The organism is Candidatus Symbiobacter mobilis CR (genome assembly GCF_000477435.1).
In the GTDB taxonomy this organism is placed as follows: domain Bacteria; phylum Pseudomonadota; class Gammaproteobacteria; order Burkholderiales; family Burkholderiaceae_C; genus Rhodoferax; species Rhodoferax mobilis.
In genome coordinates, this window is the sequence record NC_022576.1 from 2,649,498 (window position 1) to 2,666,941 (window position 17,444).

The window sequence follows — 17,444 nt, forward strand, 5'->3', positions numbered from 1 at the left end:
GCGCAAAGATTCTACGGAGGCACCCTCTGCGGGGCCGGTACGCATAATCTGCCCCTTTTTTCGACGGGTGAGGCGACGAATGGACGCACTGTTGGGAGCCTTGCGCGGGATCGTCGGGGACGGCCACGTGCTGACTGGTGGAGACCTCGGCGCCTGGGAACGCGATTGGCGTGGACGGGCACGGGGCAAGGCGCTCGCGGTCGTTCGCCCCGCGTGTACGCAGGAGGTAGCCGACGTCGTGCGGGCCACTGCGGCCTACGTGCAGCAACACCCCGATTGCGGTATCGGCATCGTTCCCCAAGGCGGCAATACCGGGCTGGTGTTGGGTTCGACGCCAGACGAGTCGGGAACGATGCTGGTGTTGAGCCTTCGCCGTATGCAGGCCGTGCGCAACGTCGATGCCACCAATCTCAGCATGACCGTCGATGCGGGCTGCATCATCGACACCCTGCACGAATGCACGAGCGCCCAAGGCTTGTGGTTGCCGCTGAGTCTGGCTGCGGAGGCTTCCTGCACCGTCGGTGGGGTGCTCTCGACCAACGCCGGGGGAACCAGGGTGCTGCGCTTTGGTACCGCACGCGACTTTTGCCTGGGGCTGGAGGTGGTCACCGCAACCGGGGAAGTCTGGGACGGTTTGCGCGGCCTGCGCAAGGACAACACCGGCTACGACCTACGCCAGCTCTTCATCGGTTCGGAAGGCACCCTGGGCATCGTCACCGCAGCGACGTTGCGGCTGTACCCTGCTCCCAAAGCGTGCTGGGTGGCGTGGGCCGATGTGCCGGACATGGCTTCGGCGCTCGGCCTGCTGGAACGGGCGCGGTACAGCCTGGGAGACGCGCTGACAGCTTTCGAACTGATGGATCGCTCCGCGCTCGATCTGGTTCGCAAACACCGGCCTGCCTTGCGCGTTCCGCTCTATCCTTCCGGGGCCTATGCGGTTTTGCTCGAATACTGTGCGACGGATGCCGGGATGCGCGCTCCGCTCGAAGATACGCTGGCCGCTGCGATGCAGCAGGGCTGCGCGACCGATGCCGTATTGGCGGAGAACGCACGCCAATCCCGGGCGTTCTGGCAGGTGCGCGAGGCCATTCCAGAAGCGCAGGCCCAGGAAGGCCCGAGCGTGAAACACGATGTGTCGCTGCCGTTGGGGGCGATGTCCTCGTTCCTCGACGCCACCGCTGCGGCGCTGTGCGCGGCGATTCCCGGCGTGCGCGTGCTGCACTTCGGGCATCTGGGTGACGGGAACCTGCACTACAACGTCTTTCCCCCGGAGCATGTCGATGGTCGCGCCTTCGTTCGCGACGAGGAAGAGCGTATCAACGACCTCGTTTTTGCGCAGGTGACTGCCCACGGTGGGGCCATTGCGGCGGAGCACGGCATCGGAAGCTTGCGTGCCCGGCGCTTGGCGCAAGTCGAACCGCCCGTTGCGATGGCGATGATGCATGCAATCAAAAAAGCGCTCGACCCTACTAACCTGCTCAACCCTGGCCGGGTGCTGCTGCACAGTGTGCAGAACCCATGCATGGAAAAGAGGCCATGTCTGCCCTAGCACAATGCCTACGTTCCCGTTGTAGGAGCGACGGAAGTCGTGATGCGTAGTGGCCTATGCCCATAGCGTTCCGAAATAGGATTACCAATGGCCATCAAGCAATCAGACCTTTACTCATCTCTCTGGGCATCTTGCTGAACACCTGAAAAAGATGGGGGCGGTGTGGTCATGACGGCGACGTCACTATTAAAGAAATCTCAGTTATCTTTAATAGTCGGCCATCTTATTCAAGGAATGCCGAGATGCTGCATCGTGTGACCGGTCGTTATCTTGCCAGTGGTGCGGGTGGCGAAACCGTCCGCGCCTTTGTGCCCGATCCCTTGCCGCCTGTGCCGCCGTTGGAATTGAATGGGGTTCTCCAGGCAACGCTGGAACGGGCTACCCTGGCACTGGGCCGACTTGACAGCATCGCTCTGCTACTGCCCGATCCCCAGCTTTTTCTGTATGCCTATGTGCGGCGCGAAGCGGTGCTGTCATCGCAGATCGAGGGGACCCAATCCTCCTTGTCAGACCTTTTGCTGTTTGAGTTGGATGAAACGCCAGGTGTGCCTTTTGATGATGTGGTGGAAGTTTCCAACTACGTCGCCGCACTGCAACATGGCACGGCACGTTTGCGTGAAGGTTTTCCGCTGTGCAACAGACTTTTGCGTGAAATGCACGCCCAATTGATGCGTACAGGGCGCGGTAGTAACCAAGAACCGGGCGAGTTTCGCCGCAGCCAAAATTGGATAGGCGGAACCCGTCCTGGCAATGCCCGCTTCGTTCCTCCGCCGCCGCAAGAGGTGGAGCCTTGCATGGCAGCGCTGGAGGGTTTCATTCACAGCGAAACAGCCAAGCTGCCAATGCTGCTGAAAGCGGCGCTGGCCCACGTTCAGTTTGAAACCATCCACCCCTTTCTGGATGGCAATGGTCGCCTTGGGCGGCTGCTGATCGTCTTGTTATTGCATGAAGGTGGAGTACTCACACAGCCGCTGCTGTACCTTAGCCTTTATTTCAAACAGCACCGCGCCCGTTATTACGAACTACTAAACAGCGTGCGCACCGATGGCAACTGGGAAGATTGGGTCGAATTTTTTCTTGAAGGAGTGGAACAGACGGCCAGTGCTGCCGTGCAAACTGCCCGCCGTCTGGTCGATTTGTTCCAACAAGACAGCCAGCGGGTTCAGGCAACAGGTCGCGGTTCGGCCAATGTTTTGCGTGTACTGGAAGCCTTGCGCCAACGCCCCCTCTCCACCTTGCGTCAAACCGGCCAACGGGCCGATATCAGCTTCCCAACCACCTCCAAGGCCATGATGACTTTGGTCGAGATGGGGATTGCCCGCGAATTCACTGGCCAGCGCCGCAATAGAGTATTTGTCTACGATGCCTACCTGAAAATTTTGAATGAAGGCGGAGAAGCCCTATGAAGCCAGGCTATAAGAACCTATTCCAGTAGGGGCTACGCCATCGCATTGCACGCGGCGGCGGTGCTCGGAATCCTCATGTACCGTAAGTACATTCCGGTTCCTGCGCTCCGGCGCCACGCACACTGCTTCGGCTCGCCTGCCTACTGAAATTGGTTCTCAGCCCCATGCCCTCGAAACACACCCATCCCGTCGATGTTCCCCATGCCGCGCCGCACCCGGTGCGTTCGCAATACGAAGACCTGCTTCGCCACGTTGGGCTGTACGGGGTACTGAAGTCCGACCGCACGGGCACGGGCACCCGCAGCGTCTTCGGGTACCAGATGCGCTTTGACTTGCACGAGGGCTTTCCGCTGGTAACGACGAAGAAGGTGTACTTTCGCGCAGTGGTGCTGGAGCTGCTGTGGTTTTTGCGCGGGGATACCAACGTGTGCTGGCTCCAGGAGCGTGGATGCACGATTTGGGACGAATGGGCGCGTCCCGACGGGGACTTAGGCCCCATCTACGGAGCGCAATGGCGAAGCTGGCCTACCCCGGGCGGTGGGCACATTGACCAGATGACGCAGCTCATGCAAACATTGCGCACCGACCCCGATTCGCGGCGCATGGTCGTCAGTGCATGGAACGTGGCCGACCTCGACGACATGGCGCTGGTTCCTTGCCATGCCCTGTTTCAGTTCTATGTGACCCCGGCAGCCTCGGCGCGGCAGCGGCCCCGGCTGAGTTGCCAGCTCTACCAACGCAGCGCCGACCTGTTCCTGGGCGTGCCATTCAACATCGCCAGCTACGCGCTGCTGACGCACATGGTGGCGCAACAGTGCGACCTGGACGTGGGAGAGTTCATTTGGACGGGTGGCGACTGTCACGTCTACGACAACCACGCCGACGTCGTTGCCCAACAACTCGAACGCACGCCATACCCATACCCTACCTTGCGGTTGCGGCGGCATCCACCGACCCTGTTTGACTACGAGTACGACGACGTGGAGGTGATCGGCTACCAACACCACCCAGCCTTGCGTGCTCCGGTCGCAGTCTGAGTCCGTTCCGGGGAAACACTGCGTGGATTCGACGAAGAAAACTTGTGTACAGCCCGACCCTGGCACCCTGCCTGCCAGGGCGCGCGCCTTTGCGCTGCCCTTGATCGAAGATGAGGCGCTGGAAACCGGGGAAGGGCAACTGGCCCACGCCGATGGGGTAGCGCGCATCGTTGCCGGGATGGGTGGATCGCCGACCATGCAGGCGGCGTTGTACTTGGTGTACGCCAGTGCGTACCTCCATCCGGCGCACGAGCGCATCGCAAAGGGTTTTGGCGACGACCTGGCCGATTTGGTCACACAGACCGCCCGGCTGGTGGCGGTACAGCGTCGCGCATACGCTGTACGGAACCCTGCTGCGCAGAAGGGGGGCAGCGAACTGGATGCAGTCCAGATCGAGCACGTGCGCAAGATGTTGCTGGCGTTTTCGCGCGATGTGCGCGTCGTGTTGCTGCGGCTGGTTTCGCGGCTGCAAACCTTGCGCTACTTTGCGCAGGAAAAGATTGCCACGCCGCCCGGGCTGGCTGCGGAGTCGCTGCACGTGTTCGCATCGCTGGCCAATCGCCTGGGGATATGGGAACTCAAGTGGGAGTTGGAGGATCTCTCGTTTCGCTTCCTCGAACCTGAGACCTACTACCGCATCGCATGCCTCCTCAGCGAGCGCCGCGTGGATCGCGAAGCCAGCGTGGAGCGGTTGCGCAGCAGCATCGAAGAAGGATTGCGGGGGATGGGGATTGCAGCGACGGTCACGGGGCGCCCCAAGCACATCTACAGCATCGTCAAAAAGATGCGCGGCAAATCGCTGGAATTCGACCAGGTCTACGACGTGCGCGCATTGCGCGTCATCGTCTCCAGCATCAGAGAGTGCTACGCCGCGCTGGGGTGGATTCACGGCCATTTCCTTCCCCTGACGCAGGAGTTCGACGATTACATCGCCCGGCCCAAGGCCAACGGGTACCAATCGCTGCACACCGTGATCCACGATATGGACGGTCGTCCCGCAGAGGTGCAGATTCGTACACAGGCCATGCATGACCATGCCGAACACGGCGTTGCGGCGCATTGGGCTTACAAGGAGGCAGGCACCAAGGGGTACGCGGGGGTCAGCGCCACAGGGGAGTACGAGGGCAAGATTGCCGTATTGCGCCAATTGCTGGCGTGGGAGCGCGATTTGTCCGCGCAGCCCATCGCGGACCATGCCGGGCTGGGCGATTGCATCTATGTGCTGACCCCGCAGGCGGCGATCGTCGAACTGCCGCAGGGCGCCACGCCCGTGGACTTTGCCTACGGAGTCCACACCGCGCTCGGGCATCGTTGCAGGGGGGCGAGGGTCGATGGTGTGATGGTGCCTTTGCATACGCCGCTGGGCAATGGCCAGACTGTCGAGATCGTTGCGGGCAAGGAAGAAGCCCCCTCGCGGGACTGGCTCAACCCCGAGTTGGGGTATCTGGTTAGCCATCGCGCCAAGACCAAGGTGCGTGCATGGTTCCATGCCGTGGCGTTGCAGGAGACGATGGCGAAAGGGCGCGACGCCGTCACCAAATTGCTGCAACGCGAGGGCAAGACCGCCCTCGCGTTCGAAGACCTGGCTGCGCAATTGGGGTATGACGAAGCGCAGACGATGTTGGAAGAAGTGGGCCGTGGCCGCCTGCCGTTGCGCAGAATCGAAATCTTGCTGCGCCCGCAACCTGCGCAACCCGAGCTGCTGGAAGTGCCGCAGACCCTGCCCTCACGCGCTGCGCGCCGCAGATCCCAAGGGGGGCTGCGGGTGGCGGGGGTGGATTCCTTGCTGACGCAGCTTGCCAAATGCTGCAAGCCCGCCCCGCCAGACGACATTTGCGGATTCGTGGCACGCGGCAAGGGGGTCAGCGTGCATCGCCGCGACTGCCCCAATGTCGGGGAAATGCTGCGCAAGCATGGCCAGCGTTGGGTCGAGGTCGAATGGGACAGCGCCCCGTCGAAAGAATCGATGCCGACATTCCCGGTCGATATCTTTGTACAGGCCCAAGACCGTCAGGGGCTGCTGCGGGATATTTCCGACGTGTTCACCCGCGAGCGGATCAATGTGACCGGCGTGCAGACGAGGACGGTCAAGGGCATTGCCTGGATGACTTTCACGCTCGAAGTGGGCGACGCCGTGCGGCTGCACAAGGTATTGGCGTTGGTCGAGGCGCTCCATGGGGTGCGCTGCGCCCGCAGGCGCTGAGGCCCCGTCGCATCGATGGGAGGACACCATGCGCACTTTTCTGTGGCACGACTACGAAACCTTTGGCGCAGACGCACGTGGCACGCGGCCTGCGCAGTTTGCAGCCGTACGCACCGATGGCGACCTCGAACCCGTGGGCGAACCCGTCGTGTGGTACTGCCAGCTTGCCGACGACTTTCTGCCCGACCCCGACGCCTGCCGTCTGACGGGAATCACCCCGCAGGAATGCCTGGAGCGGGGGGTGGCCGAGCACGAATTTGCCCGGCGCATCGCGCAACTGTTCGCGCAGCCGGAGACGATCGGCGTGGGCTACAACTCGATCCGCTTCGACGACGAAGTCACGCGCTTTCTGTTTTGGCGCAATCTGATCGACCCCTACGCCCGGGAGTGGAAAAACGGCTGTGGACGTTGGGATCTGCTCGACGTGGTGCGCGCCGTGTATGCCCTGCGCCCGGACGGTATCGCGTGGCCCCGGAACCCGGACGGCATTCCCTCGTTCCGTCTGGAAGATCTGGGCGCCGCCAATGACCTGGAACACGACCGCCCCCACGATGCTGCGCAGGACGTGTACGCCACCATTGCCTTGGCGCGCCTGATCCGTTCCCGCCAGCCCCGGCTGTTTTCTTTCTGCCTGGGGTTGCACAAAAAGGCCGGGGTGCTCCAAGAACTGGGCTTGCCGGGGATGCTGGCCACACCGCGCCCGTTCTGGCATGTCTCTGGCATGTACCCGGCGCAGCGGGGCTGCCTGGCGCTGGTGTGGCCGTTGGGGATGGCTCCTGGTAGCGACAACGAGCTGTTGGTGTGGGACTTGGCGCAGGATCCGCGTGAACTGGCCGGTTTGTCCGCAACGCAAATGCGGGAGCGGATGTTTGTCGCGACCGCCGATCTGCCTGCCGGAACGCAGCGCCTTCCGCTCAAAACGATTCACCTCAACAAGTCGCCAGTGGTGGTGCGCTCCCCAAAAGTGCTCGATCCCGCGAGGGCTGAAGAACTGGGGATCGACTTGGATGCGCTGCGTCGGCACGCCGAATACGCTGCGGGCCTGCCCAGGCTCGACCACGTCTGGGGAGATGTGTACAAGCGTTCGCCCAAAGCGCAGTCGGATGTCGATCTGGCGCTGTACGAAGGATTCATCGGTTCTGCAGACCGGCGACGCCTCGATGCGCTGCGGGCGCTGCCTCCGCAGGAGCTGGCCGCAGCCCGGACGCGCTTCGACGACCCACGACTTGCGGAATTGTGCTGGCGCTACCGTGCGCGCAATTTCCCCGATACCCTGTCTCCCGCCGAGGTACAGCGTTGGCAAGAACACCGCCGCAGCCGATGGGAAGAAGGCGCAGGAGGCTCGCTGACTTTGGATGCCTATCTGGAGGCATTGGACAAATGGCCCGGCGCCACGGCAAGATCCCCCGCCGACGCCGTAGGTTCTTCGATGACCGAAGCGACGACCGGAGCGACAGCAAATGACCCGGTACGAAGGGCCTTGTTGGAATATGTGGGGAGATAGGGCGGCATTTCCGCACTAGCGCGGCTCCTCTGCACTCGCTCCTTGCCGTTTCACGGCCTGGACCATTGCGCTTCGTCGATACCCTATGCCGGTCACTCGGAAAGCGTCAGGGGGAATACAGCGTCGGGCAAGTACAGTGGGCCGGTCTGCCCACAGGCGGTGAGTAGGGTGGTGGCGAGCACCAGGGAACAGGCGAGCCATCGGGATCGGGCATGGCGGGCAATGCGGTACGTGCTGGGAGAAGGAACCATGGTGGACAACGACAGGGAGTTTTGGGATCGGGCGCAGCGGGTGTTGGCTGCGGTGGAGGAGGGTTGCGATACGCAGAGTATCGATATCGACTGCTGTCGCTCGGGCGATATGCTGACGTTGACCCCGGAGCGCGGAGGCCAGATCGTGGTGAACCTGCAAAAGCCTTTGCAGGAGATCTGGCTGGCAGCCGGGGAGGGGGGCTACCACTTTCGCTTCGATGGGCAGCGCTGGCTCGACACCCGGGGTCGAGGCGGGTTTTTCGACATCCTTTCGCGGATTGCGAGCGATAGCGCAGGGTGCGTGCTGTCGTTCGAGGAGCGGTGAAGCGGCTGCCGTTGCTGCGCCACAGTGTGGTGGAATGCCCCGGTCGGACGGTTTTCACGCAGGGCCGCTGACGATAATTCCTTATCCTGGGGATTCTCTGGGCTACGGTGCGCATACATCATGAATCACGGGGACGGGAGATGTGTGCATACCCTAGGGGTGTCTTGGGGGTGTTCTTCGACAACTTCGTTCAAGGAATCGGTATGAAAAAGCAATGGTGGATGGTTGCGGCGCTTGCCGCAGCAGGCAGCGCGGCGCAGGCGCATGAGCTGTATGCCGGAGTGGGGCTGCCCGGCTTGGTCGAGCTGGGGTATGCCTTTCCCATGGCGCGCAACTGGGGTGTACGCGCTGAATTTGCCGGAGGGCTGAAAGCCGACAAGAACGGGGAACGCGAAGGGGTGAATTACCTCGGCGAAATTCGCTCGAATCGCGTGGGGTTGCTGGCGGACTGGTTTCCGTTCGAGAGCGGGTTCCGGCTCGTCGGCGGGCTGACCGTCAACGACATCAAAGCCAATTTGCGTGGCGTGGGTGCGGGCACCGCGACGATCAACAGCAAAACCGTGGATATGACGGGGGAAACCTTCAACGTCGATGTGCGCTTTCCTTCCGTGACCCCGTATGTGGGCATCGGCTATGGCCACCACCTTCGCGATACCAAGGGCTGGGGGTTCCACGCCGATCTGGGCGTGATGGTGGGGTCTTTCAATACGAAAGTGGAGACCACTCTGGTCGATAGCGGCAAGGTAGACCAAGCAGACATCGACGCGGAAACCCAGGATTTGCGTGATTCCCTGAATTCGCACTCGATCCTGCCCAGCTTGTCGCTGGGGGTGACGTACACCTACTGAGACCCGTCGGGTTTTTTCGATCCAGGCGTTGCTTCCAACCCCCACCGGGCGCCGGTGCGTTCGGTGGGGGTTTTCGTGTACGCGGGTGCGTAGCCATGGCATGGAATTTGTGCGTTGCCAACCAGAAGGGCGGTGTCGGCAAGACGACGACCACCGTCAACCTTGCTGCAGGGCTGGCCAAGCTCGGGCGCAGGGTGTTGATGGTCGATCTCGATCCCCAGGGCAATGCGACGATGGGGTCGGGCATTGACAAGCGCACGCTGCCGTTGTCGGTGTACCACGTGTTGTTGGGTACGGCAACGATCGAGGAAGCACGGGTGCGCAATGCACGGCTCTTTGACGCGGGGTGCGGCTACGACGTGGTGGCTGCGAACCGCGAGCTATCCGGCGCTGAAGTGGAGCTTGTCGAGCTGGAGCGGCGCGAATCTCGGTTGCGCGAGGCTCTTGCGCTCGTCGATGACGCCTATGACTTCATTCTGGTGGACTGCCCGCCCAGCCTGTCGATGCTGACGCTCAACGCCTTGTGTTGCGCCAGAGGGGTGGTCGTGCCGATGCAGTGCGAATACTTCGCACTGGAAGGGCTGGCCGACCTTGTGAATACGATTCGCCAGGTTCATGCCAATCTGCACCGTGGTTTGCAGCATATTGGGCTGCTGCGCATCATGTTCGACCCTCGCGTGACTTTGCAGCAGCAGGTCAGCCAAGAGCTGGAAGCACGCTACCAAGACAAGGGTCAGTTGTTCCAAACCATCATCCCGCGCAATGTCCGTCTTGCGGAAGCGCCGAGCTACGGGCTTCCCGGCGTGGTGTTCGACCCTTCCTCCAAGGGCGCGCGGGCTTTTTGTGCATTTGCCCAGGAGCTGGCTGACCGCTTTGCCACTGCATAGGATGTGCGGTGGGTGGCGGGCGCTGTTGCTCCGGGTACCCCCCCTTTTTTCGATCTTTCACCATGGAAAACAAAGAAAACACCTTGGCAATCCATCGCCTACTCGCTTTGCTGGAGGCGCGCTACGCGATGCGCATCTTGTGGGCTTTGGCCGATGGCCGGGCGCAGACTTTCCGGCTGTTACAAGACAGCGTGGGAGGGGTCACGCCCAATACCCTCAACGCCCGGCTTAAGGAATTGCGCGCTGCGGGGGTGATCACGCACGGAACCGGCGGCTATTTTTTGACTCCCGCCGGGGAGCAACTCGTCGCCTGCGTCGGCACCCTGGTGAATCTGGCCGTCCGCTGGTCCGGGGAAGGCCGGATGCCCAACGGGGTAGCCGCTGTACGCATGGGGCGTGTGAGCTGCGCGGAGGACAAGGCAAGCTAAAGGCTTGTCCGTAAGCGATGGACATAGGCCGCTGCATATCGCGACTTCCGTCGCTCCTGCAACATCTTGCGCAGTGCTGCGCATGCATTTGCGTTGCAGGAATGGCGGAAATCGCGATAGCGCTTATGCGAAAATCTTCGGCTTCCCCCCAAATTTGGGCGTAGATTGACGAGAGGAAAACATGTACGCAGTCATAAAAACCGGAGGCAAACAATACAAGGTTGCCCCTGGCGAAAAAATCAAGGTAGAACAGATCGCTGCGGAAGTCGGGCAAGAAGTGGTGCTGAGCGAAGTGCTCGCCGTGGGTGCTGGTGCGGAATTGCGCGTTGGTGCTCCTCTGGTGGCCGGTGTCAGCGTGCGCGCCAAGGTGCTGTCGCAGGGCAAGCACCCCAAGGTGCGCATCTTCAAGCTGCGCCGCCGCAAACACTACCAAAAGCACCAGGGGCACCGCCAGCGGTACACCGAATTGCTGATCGAGGCGATCGACACCATTGAGGGCTAAGTGCCTTCCGGGCGCTCACCTGTCACCACTTCCGAGGAGAACATTCCATGGCACACAAAAAAGGCGGCGGTTCCACACGCAATGGCCGCGATTCGCAGCCGAAGATGCTCGGCGTCAAGGTTTTCGGCAGCCAGCGTATCCAGGCTGGTGCGATCATCGTTCGCCAGCGCGGCACCCGTTTCCATCCGGGGACGAATGTCGGCCTTGGGCGGGATCACACGCTCTTTGCGCTGACCGATGGCACGGTCCAGTTTGCGGTGCGCGGCGCCTTGCGCAGGCAGACGGTCAGCGTCGTCGCTGCATAGCGCCTGCGCGGCTGAGCACCTGCCTCTGCCCCTACCCCTGCCCTTAGGGCGACTGGTCGTCCTGGAACCCTGCCCCGCGCAGGGTTTTTTGTTTTATGAAATTCGTTGACGAAGCCTATATCGAAATCTGCGCCGGGGACGGCGGTGCGGGGTGCTCCGCGTTTCGGCACGAGAAGTTCCGCGAATTCGGCGGTCCCAGCGGCGGGGACGGCGGGCGTGGCGGGCATGTGTACGCCGTGGCCGACCCCAACCTCAACACCCTCGTGGACTACCGCTATGCACGACGGCACGAAGCCCAGCGTGGCCAGCATGGCATGGGTTCGGACATGTACGGCGCAGCAGGGCATGACATCACCCTGAAGATGCCGGTGGGTACGGTCATTCGCGATGCGCAATCGGGCGAAGTCCTGTTTGAACTGTTGCAGCCTGGCGAGGTCATCACCCTGGCCAAGGGAGGCGATGGGGGGTTTGGCAATCTGCACTACAAAAGTTCGACCAACCGCGCGCCACGCCAGAAGACGGTGGGGTGGCCGGGGGAACGGCGCTCGCTCCAGCTTGAATTGCGGGTGCTGGCGGACGTCGGCCTGCTGGGGCTGCCCAATGCAGGCAAGTCGACGCTGATCAGCGCGGTATCCAACGCACGGCCGCGGATTGCGGACTACCCCTTCACCACGCTGTACCCCCATCTTGGCGTCGTGCGGGTGGGGCCTGAGCAGAGCTTTGTGATTGCAGACTTGCCTGGCCTCATCGAAGGCGCTTCGGAAGGGGCTGGGCTGGGGCACCAGTTTTTGCGACATCTGCAACGTACCCGCTTGTTGTTGCACGTGGTCGATATGGCGCCCTTTGACGGCAGCGACCCCGTTGCCGGTGCCCAAAAAATTGTCGAAGAGCTGCGCAAGTACGACGAAGCGCTGTACCAAAAACCTCGCTGGCTCGTGCTCAACAAGGTCGATATGGTTCCCGAAGAGGAACGCGCCGAACGGGTGCAAGCGCTTGTGGCCCGGATGGAGGAAGGCGCGCCGGTTTTTTGCATCTCGGCGTTGACCCACATGGGCTGTACGGCGCTAATGCAGGCCGTGTACCAGCATCTCGCATCGTTGCGTGCGAATTCGATCGAAGAACCGCAGGATGGGCGGTTTGCGTAGGGGATGCGCAGTGAAAGCGGACCCGAACAAACCGTTGATGCTTTCGATCTTCAACATCTCAACGGCATTCAGAGTCCCAGATCGCACGCTCCTTAGTATTGTCTGGAGGCGGGTATGCACAGGGATTCTCAGGAGGAAGCGTGGTTGTCGAAGACACAGGGGGCTTCGCAGCAGGGGGGCGCAATCCCGGGTATTTCGCTTGAACTACACCGGCGATTTGCCAGAGAACTAACGCATTCACCAAGGTCGCCACGCCCACAGCGCTGGCAATCCCAGCACCAAAACGCCGAAGCAGCCTTTCAACCAATCCGCCGATCAACGCACCTGATGCAATGCCAGCAAAGAGGCCGACCCAAGCGAAAAAACTAAAAAAACCTAACGCAAAAACCGTCCCAAAGCTATCTGCATTTTGGGGAAGCCGAAGATAACCTCCAAACCCCAGCCAAGCGCCCCACACGCCCCCGAGCAAAGGCCATGAAATGCGGACGGCCCACCAGAAATGGTTCCCGTTCTTCATCGCATGCGTTCTCTTTGCAGCAAGCTTTCTATGGCACTGCGTGCCCGAATAAGGTGACGTGCTGTTGTTTCGATCTTTTGCAGTTGGCAACCACCGGACTGTTCGTTCCACGTCAACATCAAGGATTGATTGAATCCGCTGCCGAGCACAAACTTTCCCAATGGCATGACGCGTAGTTGGGTTGATGTGGGTAAGGGGATGATTTTTTCGACCTGAAGCGCCTGTTGCCGATTACGCCATTGCATTCGAGCGCCAAGCCAGTCACCCGCCCCGCCATCAATGAGCACCCATCCCCAGCCATCAGCGCTCAGGTTCAGATAGCAGTAAGTTCCCTGCTCACCAGTGCCCGCCCATTCTCCTGAAAAGAAGCTGGGAGAGTTATCAGGCAGAGGCGTCAACGCATCTGCGGTCACTAACCAAGCAAAAAACATGATGAATCCTATGAAATAGCGCATGTTCTGGCCTTGTCTCTGGATAAGTAAATTTTTATGCAACGTGAAATACCACCCTAACGTTTGAATTCACCCGCCTGCACGGCTTTTCGCGCAGGTCTGGTGGAATGATGAGTGTGCGCCCAGCATGGGCGCGGGCAACCCAAAAACAACCAAGGAATCGTTTTGGGGAGAGCTTGCAGTGGTCACGTTCCCGGAATCAGCGGTCACGTTCACCGGAATATGCACCAAGACAAAAACCGGGGCAACGCCGTGCAGTGGTGTGTGAAAACAGGTACAGCTTACATGGACTGAAAAATTGTCTTGACACTGGGGTCCACTTTAGGCTACCAGGCGTGGCTGTGCAGGGTGTAATGAGACCACATTGAACTGGGAAAATTCATACAATGAGGCCTCGATACTGGACAGGGGGTTCACCATGCACGTAGCCGTTCGCGAACTCAAATCAGGACTCTCACGGTTTTTGTCGCTTGCACAAAGCGGCGAACTGATTGAGGTGACCTCGCACAACAAACCCATAGCCCGCATTCTTGGGATACCACCGCAGGCCAATGAGGGCCTGCGCCGCTTGATGGCATCCGGCACGCTTTCCTGGCATGGCGACAAGCCCAAGTTGTCGCCGTCCGTTGAACTGGCTCGTGGTGGCAAACCAGTCAGCCAGATGCTGCTGGAGGATCGTGGGTGATTTTGTTTTGTGACACCTCGGCCCTGATCAAGCTGTACGTCCTGGAAGCTTTCAGCGCAGAGGTTCATGCGCGTGCCGCGATCGCCAAGGCGGTCGCGGTGTCGCGTATCGCGTGGGCCGAAGCCATGGCAGCACTGGCGCGGCGCGTTCGTGAAAATTCCGTCGATGCCGAGGCCGTTGAAGCGGTCCGGGCCAAGTTGCGTGATGACTGGCCCATGTTTGCCATTGTGGAAGTCACCCAAACCATCGTGGAACAGGCGGGCGAGTATGCAGACACGTTTGCCTTGCGCGGCTATGACAGCGTTCAACTGGCCGCTGCCCGCCAGCTACAGGAGGCGGCCAGTGAAGATTTGTGTTTTGCCTGCTTCGATGCACGCCTGAATAAAGCGGCAAAAGTGCTTGGTATGCAAACGCTGGGATAAGTAAAGTGGAACCCTGGAGCTGGAAAGGCGGGGACACCGCTTTGCACGCTACGCCGATGACTTGATCATTCTGGTCTACAGCGCCACGCGCTGCACAGCGGGTGATGCAATCCATCACGCGGTATCTGGAAACCACCTTTCTGGGCTTCCCGATCCAGGGCAAAAAGATACCTGATAAGGCCCTGGCGAACTTCAAGCACCGAATCAAAAAGCTAACCGGGCGAAGCTGGGGCGTTTTCATGGAATATTGGCTGAAGAAACTGGGGCAATAGTTGCGAGGGTGGACGGTGTACTTTGGCATCAGCCAGTATTAGCGTCCGGTACCCGAACTGGACGAGTGGATCAGGCGGGGTATGCGGATGTGCTACGGGAAGCAATGGCGATGGCCACGCACGAAGATCAAGAACCTGCTGGCTTTGGGCATAAGCCTGAAGTCGGCGATTCAGCACGGAGTCAGCAGCAAGAGCTATTGGCAGATGTTCAGAACCCCGGTTATTAATCAGGCCATATCCAACGTGTGGTTACAGGAGCAGGGTTTGCTGAGTGTGAAAGACCTGTGGTGCAAAGCACAGGGATACACGGGTAGGAAGCGAAAGACTTTATCGAGCGAGCCGACTTGTTGAATCGCCCACTGCGGACCCGCACGGTGGGTGGTGTGTGGGGCGACGGTTAGAAACCGTTTCCTACCCGATTAGACGCTGTTGATTCCACAGGGGTCATTCCAGACAGCAGGGTTTCCGGGGCGATGTCCTGTTCGTTTGGCCAAGTTATCGCACCAAACAGAATGCCTACCCGATTGAAATAATGCACGTCCCGAAGCTCTCGAAATACACCATGGTCGAGAAAGGGGTTCAAGTCGAAAATACCCTTGCGGCCGTCCTCAATTTCGACATAAATACGGAAGTCCGGCAGCGGTTTAACGGATTTAACATCCCAATACATGGCGGGTTCCTCAAAGTGGTTCGATTTTGTAGGGATTCTCTCCACTGATAGCGAGTTCCCAGTCTGCCATTAGTTCGTCACGATGAAGTTCTATCCACGCCTGCACCAGACGCAACTGCTTGCGGGGCAATTCACCTGCAAGAATTTCACCGTCGCCAAGGCCAATTTACGCCTCGAATTCAGCGTATCTGGCATGAATGTGAGGCAGGTTGTGGTACTGGTTGTCGAGCAAGTACAGGCGGATGATGATGCCGTAGAACATAGAAATGATTGGCACGTTGTATTCCTCGTGATATGGCTAATGTTGTCAGTTTACCTGCTCAAGATGCGTGGCGAGCGGCTACACCTGCAAGGTGCGGACTACCCAGACGGCTGCGCAAAGCACGACGCAGACTGTTTCTGGGTGCATAAGAACCAATTTCAGTAGGCAGGCGAGCCAAAACAGTGTGCGTGGTGCCGGAGCGCAGGAACCGGAATGTACTTACCGTACATGAGGATTCCGTGTACCGCCGCCGCGTGCAATGCGATGGCGCAGTCCCTACTGGAATAGGTTCTCAGTGTGAAAGACCTGTGGTGCAAGGCACAGGGATACACGGGCATGAAGCGAAAGACATCGTTGAGCGAGCCGACTTGTGGAACCGCCCATTGGGGGCCAGCACGGTGGGTGGTAGGGGGGGCGACGGTTAGAAGCCGTTGCCTACCCGATTAGGCGGTGCTCTTCGATCTTGGAGTTGGAATGCGAGCCAAATGCTCAGCCATGCGTGTTTGCCAGCCCGGACCAGTGGCTCGCCACTTCTCGATGACTTCAACAGGCAGTCTGATGCTTATCAGTTGGCGCGGGTTCTCTGACTTGGGCCTACCACCCTTGTTGATGACCGCTCGGCCAAGCATCTCATCGGTCAGCTCGGGCAGTTCCTTGTACTCGTGAGGCTTGATGCGGTGCGCGTCAACGCGCGCCAAGTCAGAACCCAAAGTATGGCGCGAGGCGGGTTTGCTCACGTTCGTTTGCCTTTCGCATACTGAACACGTGGCGATCCGCGCCACGCGGTGTGTACCCAATGACGACCAAACGCGCATGGAGGAGCCCGAAGCAGAGAATCCGGCGCTCCCCATAGTCTTTGCGTGTGTCTTCCACCTCCACGGTCAGCCCGTGGAACACAAGGGCGGCGTCCTCGAAGTCGAGTCCGCGCTCAGCCAGGGTCTTCAGTCGCTTGGCTGGATCGTAGGTCAGGCGCACGCGGTTATTGTATATACAGTAACCGGAGCTTGCAAGGGTGATGAACCGGCTGTCTGTCGGCGCCGCCTAACGTCAAAAGTAAGGTAAAGGAAGGCAGAAACATCGCAGTGGACATTGATCTGGCCAAGTTTTTCGACACCGTCAACCATGACGTGCTGATGAACTTGCTAGGGCGAACCATTGCGGGCAAGCGACTGCTGTGCCTGATTATGCGGGGGTGGACGGCGTACTTTGGCATCAGCCAGTATTACCGCCCGGTACCCGAACTGGACGAGTGGATCAGAAGGCGCATCTGAATGTGCTACGGTAAACAGAGGCGATGGCCACGCACGAAGATCAAGAATTTACTGGCATTGGGCGTAAGCCTGAAGTCGGAAATTCAGCACGGAGTTAGCAGCAACCGCTATTGGCAGATGTCCAGAACCCCGGTTATCAATCAGGCCATATCCAATGCATGGATAAAGGAACAGGGTTTGCTGAGTGTGAAAGACCTGTGGTGCAAGGCACAGGGATACATGGTTACAAAGCGAAAGACATCGTCGAGCGAGCCGACTTGTTGAACCGCCCATTGCGGACCCGCACGGTGGGTGGTGTGGGGGGCGACGGTTAGAAGCCGTTGCCTACCCGATTAGACAGCGGTGCTAAACAGGTGGCGCACGCGACGCACAACCCACGAACGGCAGCTAGCGTATAAAAGCCAAAACAATCTCTGAACAGCGAGTGCAACAAAGGCGCAACGACTGCAAAAATGATATCTGCCAACATAGATGTGACAAGTGCGTATTTCGCGGAACGTGAC

At 60.0% G+C, this 17,444-nt stretch carries 22 protein-coding genes; 16 read left to right on the forward strand and 6 right to left on the reverse strand.

Features of this window, described 5'->3' with window-relative positions:
• Window positions 1-79 precede the first annotated feature (79 nt).
• The 5 genes from CENROD_RS10785 to sbcB all read left to right on the forward strand — a co-directional run bounded on the left by CENROD_RS10785 (window position 80) and on the right by sbcB (window position 7,699).
• The gene (locus tag CENROD_RS10785) at window positions 80-1,549 is read left to right on the forward strand and encodes an FAD-binding oxidoreductase (RefSeq protein ID WP_022776195.1); all 1,470 of its coding nucleotides are present in this window, start codon (window positions 80-82) and stop codon (window positions 1,547-1,549) included.
• 242 nt (window positions 1,550-1,791) lie between these two features.
• Entirely contained in the window at window positions 1,792-2,955 is a 1,164-nt protein-coding gene (locus CENROD_RS10790; RefSeq protein WP_022776199.1) for a Fic family protein, read from the forward strand.
• Between the two features lie 164 nt (window positions 2,956-3,119).
• On the forward strand, window positions 3,120-3,992 hold the full coding sequence (locus tag CENROD_RS10795; protein ID WP_022776203.1) for a thymidylate synthase: 873 nt from the start codon (window positions 3,120-3,122) through the stop codon (window positions 3,990-3,992).
• Window positions 3,993-4,014: 22 nt separating this feature from the next.
• Complete coding sequence (locus tag CENROD_RS10800; RefSeq protein ID WP_022776206.1) at window positions 4,015-6,195, forward strand: RelA/SpoT family protein; 2,181 nt, start codon at window positions 4,015-4,017, stop codon at window positions 6,193-6,195.
• A 28-nt stretch (window positions 6,196-6,223) separates the two neighbouring features.
• The gene (sbcB, locus tag CENROD_RS10805) at window positions 6,224-7,699 is read left to right on the forward strand and encodes an exodeoxyribonuclease I (protein WP_022776210.1); all 1,476 of its coding nucleotides are present in this window, start codon (window positions 6,224-6,226) and stop codon (window positions 7,697-7,699) included.
• Between the two features lie 92 nt (window positions 7,700-7,791).
• Here sbcB and lptM read toward each other — a convergent pair whose 3' ends face one another.
• Window positions 7,792-7,950, reverse strand: a complete 159-nt coding sequence (gene lptM / locus CENROD_RS13300) for an LPS translocon maturation chaperone LptM (RefSeq protein WP_022776213.1) — start codon at window positions 7,948-7,950, stop codon at window positions 7,792-7,794.
• On the opposite strand from lptM, the gene cyaY reads away from it, so the two are divergent.
• The 7 genes from cyaY to cgtA all read left to right on the forward strand — a co-directional run bounded on the left by cyaY (window position 7,949) and on the right by cgtA (window position 12,390).
• Complete coding sequence (gene cyaY / locus CENROD_RS10810) at window positions 7,949-8,275, forward strand: iron donor protein CyaY (protein WP_022776216.1); 327 nt, start codon at window positions 7,949-7,951, stop codon at window positions 8,273-8,275. The two genes, lptM and cyaY, sit on opposite strands and share 2 nt — an antisense overlap.
• Window positions 8,276-8,478: 203 nt before the next feature.
• Complete coding sequence (locus CENROD_RS10815) at window positions 8,479-9,123, forward strand: hypothetical protein (RefSeq protein WP_022776219.1); 645 nt, start codon at window positions 8,479-8,481, stop codon at window positions 9,121-9,123.
• A gap of 95 nt (window positions 9,124-9,218) precedes the next feature.
• Window positions 9,219-10,010, forward strand: coding sequence for a ParA family protein (locus tag CENROD_RS10820; RefSeq protein ID WP_022776222.1), 792 nt, complete (start codon window positions 9,219-9,221; stop codon window positions 10,008-10,010).
• A 62-nt stretch (window positions 10,011-10,072) separates the two neighbouring features.
• On the forward strand, window positions 10,073-10,438 hold the full coding sequence (locus CENROD_RS10825; RefSeq protein WP_022776225.1) for a winged helix-turn-helix transcriptional regulator: 366 nt from the start codon (window positions 10,073-10,075) through the stop codon (window positions 10,436-10,438).
• A 181-nt stretch (window positions 10,439-10,619) separates the two neighbouring features.
• A complete protein-coding gene (gene rplU / locus CENROD_RS10830) occupies window positions 10,620-10,940 on the forward strand; it encodes a 50S ribosomal protein L21 (protein ID WP_022776228.1) in 321 nt (106 codons plus the stop codon).
• Window positions 10,941-10,987: 47 nt separating this feature from the next.
• The gene (rpmA, locus tag CENROD_RS10835; RefSeq protein WP_022776231.1) at window positions 10,988-11,245 is read left to right on the forward strand and encodes a 50S ribosomal protein L27; all 258 of its coding nucleotides are present in this window, start codon (window positions 10,988-10,990) and stop codon (window positions 11,243-11,245) included.
• Between the two features lie 95 nt (window positions 11,246-11,340).
• A complete protein-coding gene (gene cgtA, locus CENROD_RS10840) occupies window positions 11,341-12,390 on the forward strand; it encodes an Obg family GTPase CgtA (protein WP_022776232.1) in 1,050 nt (349 codons plus the stop codon).
• A 513-nt stretch (window positions 12,391-12,903) separates the two neighbouring features.
• Here cgtA and CENROD_RS10850 read toward each other — a convergent pair.
• On the reverse strand, window positions 12,904-13,362 hold the full coding sequence (locus CENROD_RS10850; protein WP_041193559.1) for a hypothetical protein: 459 nt from the start codon (window positions 13,360-13,362) through the stop codon (window positions 12,904-12,906).
• A gap of 415 nt (window positions 13,363-13,777) precedes the next feature.
• Here CENROD_RS10850 and CENROD_RS10855 point away from each other — a divergent pair, with 415 nt between their 5' ends.
• Together CENROD_RS10855 and CENROD_RS10860 are read left to right on the forward strand one after the other, a co-directional pair.
• Window positions 13,778-14,044: a type II toxin-antitoxin system Phd/YefM family antitoxin gene (locus tag CENROD_RS10855; RefSeq protein WP_022776247.1), complete on the forward strand. Its 267-nt coding sequence runs from the start codon at window positions 13,778-13,780 to the stop codon at window positions 14,042-14,044.
• Complete coding sequence (locus tag CENROD_RS10860; RefSeq protein ID WP_022776251.1) at window positions 14,041-14,466, forward strand: type II toxin-antitoxin system VapC family toxin; 426 nt, start codon at window positions 14,041-14,043, stop codon at window positions 14,464-14,466. The genes CENROD_RS10855 and CENROD_RS10860 overlap by 4 nt, the downstream gene beginning before the upstream one ends.
• A 669-nt stretch (window positions 14,467-15,135) precedes the next feature.
• Here CENROD_RS10860 and CENROD_RS10870 read toward each other — a convergent pair.
• Together CENROD_RS10870 and CENROD_RS14670 are read right to left on the reverse strand one after the other, a co-directional pair.
• A complete protein-coding gene (locus CENROD_RS10870; protein ID WP_022776263.1) occupies window positions 15,136-15,408 on the reverse strand; it encodes a DUF2442 domain-containing protein in 273 nt (90 codons plus the stop codon).
• 10 nt (window positions 15,409-15,418) lie between these two features.
• Window positions 15,419-15,538 (reverse strand): DUF4160 domain-containing protein, encoded by a 120-nt coding sequence (locus tag CENROD_RS14670; RefSeq protein WP_476577874.1) that lies wholly within the window; start codon window positions 15,536-15,538, stop codon window positions 15,419-15,421.
• On the opposite strand from CENROD_RS14670, the gene CENROD_RS14675 reads away from it, so the two are divergent.
• Window positions 15,491-15,835, forward strand: coding sequence for a hypothetical protein (locus CENROD_RS14675; RefSeq protein WP_022776266.1), 345 nt, complete (start codon window positions 15,491-15,493; stop codon window positions 15,833-15,835). The genes CENROD_RS14670 and CENROD_RS14675 overlap by 48 nt on opposite strands.
• Before the next feature lie 278 nt (window positions 15,836-16,113).
• Here the strand turns inward: CENROD_RS14675 and CENROD_RS10880 are convergent, their stop codons facing one another.
• Entirely contained in the window at window positions 16,114-16,407 is a 294-nt protein-coding gene (locus CENROD_RS10880; protein WP_041193561.1) for a BrnA antitoxin family protein, read from the reverse strand.
• A complete protein-coding gene (locus CENROD_RS10885; protein WP_041193563.1) occupies window positions 16,370-16,645 on the reverse strand; it encodes a BrnT family toxin in 276 nt (91 codons plus the stop codon). Before CENROD_RS10885 ends, CENROD_RS10880 begins: the two co-directional genes overlap by 38 nt.
• Before the next feature lie 107 nt (window positions 16,646-16,752).
• Here CENROD_RS10885 and CENROD_RS14130 point away from each other — a divergent pair, with 107 nt between their 5' ends.
• A complete protein-coding gene (locus CENROD_RS14130) occupies window positions 16,753-16,941 on the forward strand; it encodes a group II intron maturase-specific domain-containing protein (RefSeq protein ID WP_022776273.1) in 189 nt (62 codons plus the stop codon).
• Window positions 16,942-17,444: the final 503 nt, after the last annotated feature.

Excerpts from the sequence above, each read along its gene's own strand:
- CENROD_RS10785 (WP_022776195.1), top strand. The coding sequence starts at position 80 with ATGGACGCACTGTTGGGAGCCTTGCGCGGGATCGTCGGGGACGGCCAC.
- CENROD_RS10790 (WP_022776199.1), top strand. The coding sequence starts at position 1,792 with ATGCTGCATCGTGTGACCGGTCGTTATCTTGCCAGTGGTGCGGGTGGC.
- CENROD_RS10795 (WP_022776203.1), top strand. The coding sequence starts at position 3,120 with ATGCCCTCGAAACACACCCATCCCGTCGATGTTCCCCATGCCGCGCCG.
- sbcB (WP_022776210.1), top strand. The coding sequence starts at position 6,224 with ATGCGCACTTTTCTGTGGCACGACTACGAAACCTTTGGCGCAGACGCA.
- cyaY (WP_022776216.1), top strand. The coding sequence starts at position 7,949 with ATGGTGGACAACGACAGGGAGTTTTGGGATCGGGCGCAGCGGGTGTTG.
- lptM (WP_022776213.1), bottom strand. The coding sequence starts at position 7,950 with ATGGTTCCTTCTCCCAGCACGTACCGCATTGCCCGCCATGCCCGATCC.
- CENROD_RS10815 (WP_022776219.1), top strand. The coding sequence starts at position 8,479 with ATGAAAAAGCAATGGTGGATGGTTGCGGCGCTTGCCGCAGCAGGCAGC.
- CENROD_RS10820 (WP_022776222.1), top strand. The coding sequence starts at position 9,219 with ATGGCATGGAATTTGTGCGTTGCCAACCAGAAGGGCGGTGTCGGCAAG.
- CENROD_RS10825 (WP_022776225.1), top strand. The coding sequence starts at position 10,073 with ATGGAAAACAAAGAAAACACCTTGGCAATCCATCGCCTACTCGCTTTG.
- rplU (WP_022776228.1), top strand. The coding sequence starts at position 10,620 with ATGTACGCAGTCATAAAAACCGGAGGCAAACAATACAAGGTTGCCCCT.
- rpmA (WP_022776231.1), top strand. The coding sequence starts at position 10,988 with ATGGCACACAAAAAAGGCGGCGGTTCCACACGCAATGGCCGCGATTCG.
- cgtA (WP_022776232.1), top strand. The coding sequence starts at position 11,341 with ATGAAATTCGTTGACGAAGCCTATATCGAAATCTGCGCCGGGGACGGC.
- CENROD_RS10850 (WP_041193559.1), bottom strand. The coding sequence starts at position 13,362 with ATGCGCTATTTCATAGGATTCATCATGTTTTTTGCTTGGTTAGTGACC.
- CENROD_RS10855 (WP_022776247.1), top strand. The coding sequence starts at position 13,778 with ATGCACGTAGCCGTTCGCGAACTCAAATCAGGACTCTCACGGTTTTTG.
- CENROD_RS10870 (WP_022776263.1), bottom strand. The coding sequence starts at position 15,408 with ATGTATTGGGATGTTAAATCCGTTAAACCGCTGCCGGACTTCCGTATT.
- CENROD_RS14675 (WP_022776266.1), top strand. The coding sequence starts at position 15,491 with ATGAAGTTCTATCCACGCCTGCACCAGACGCAACTGCTTGCGGGGCAA.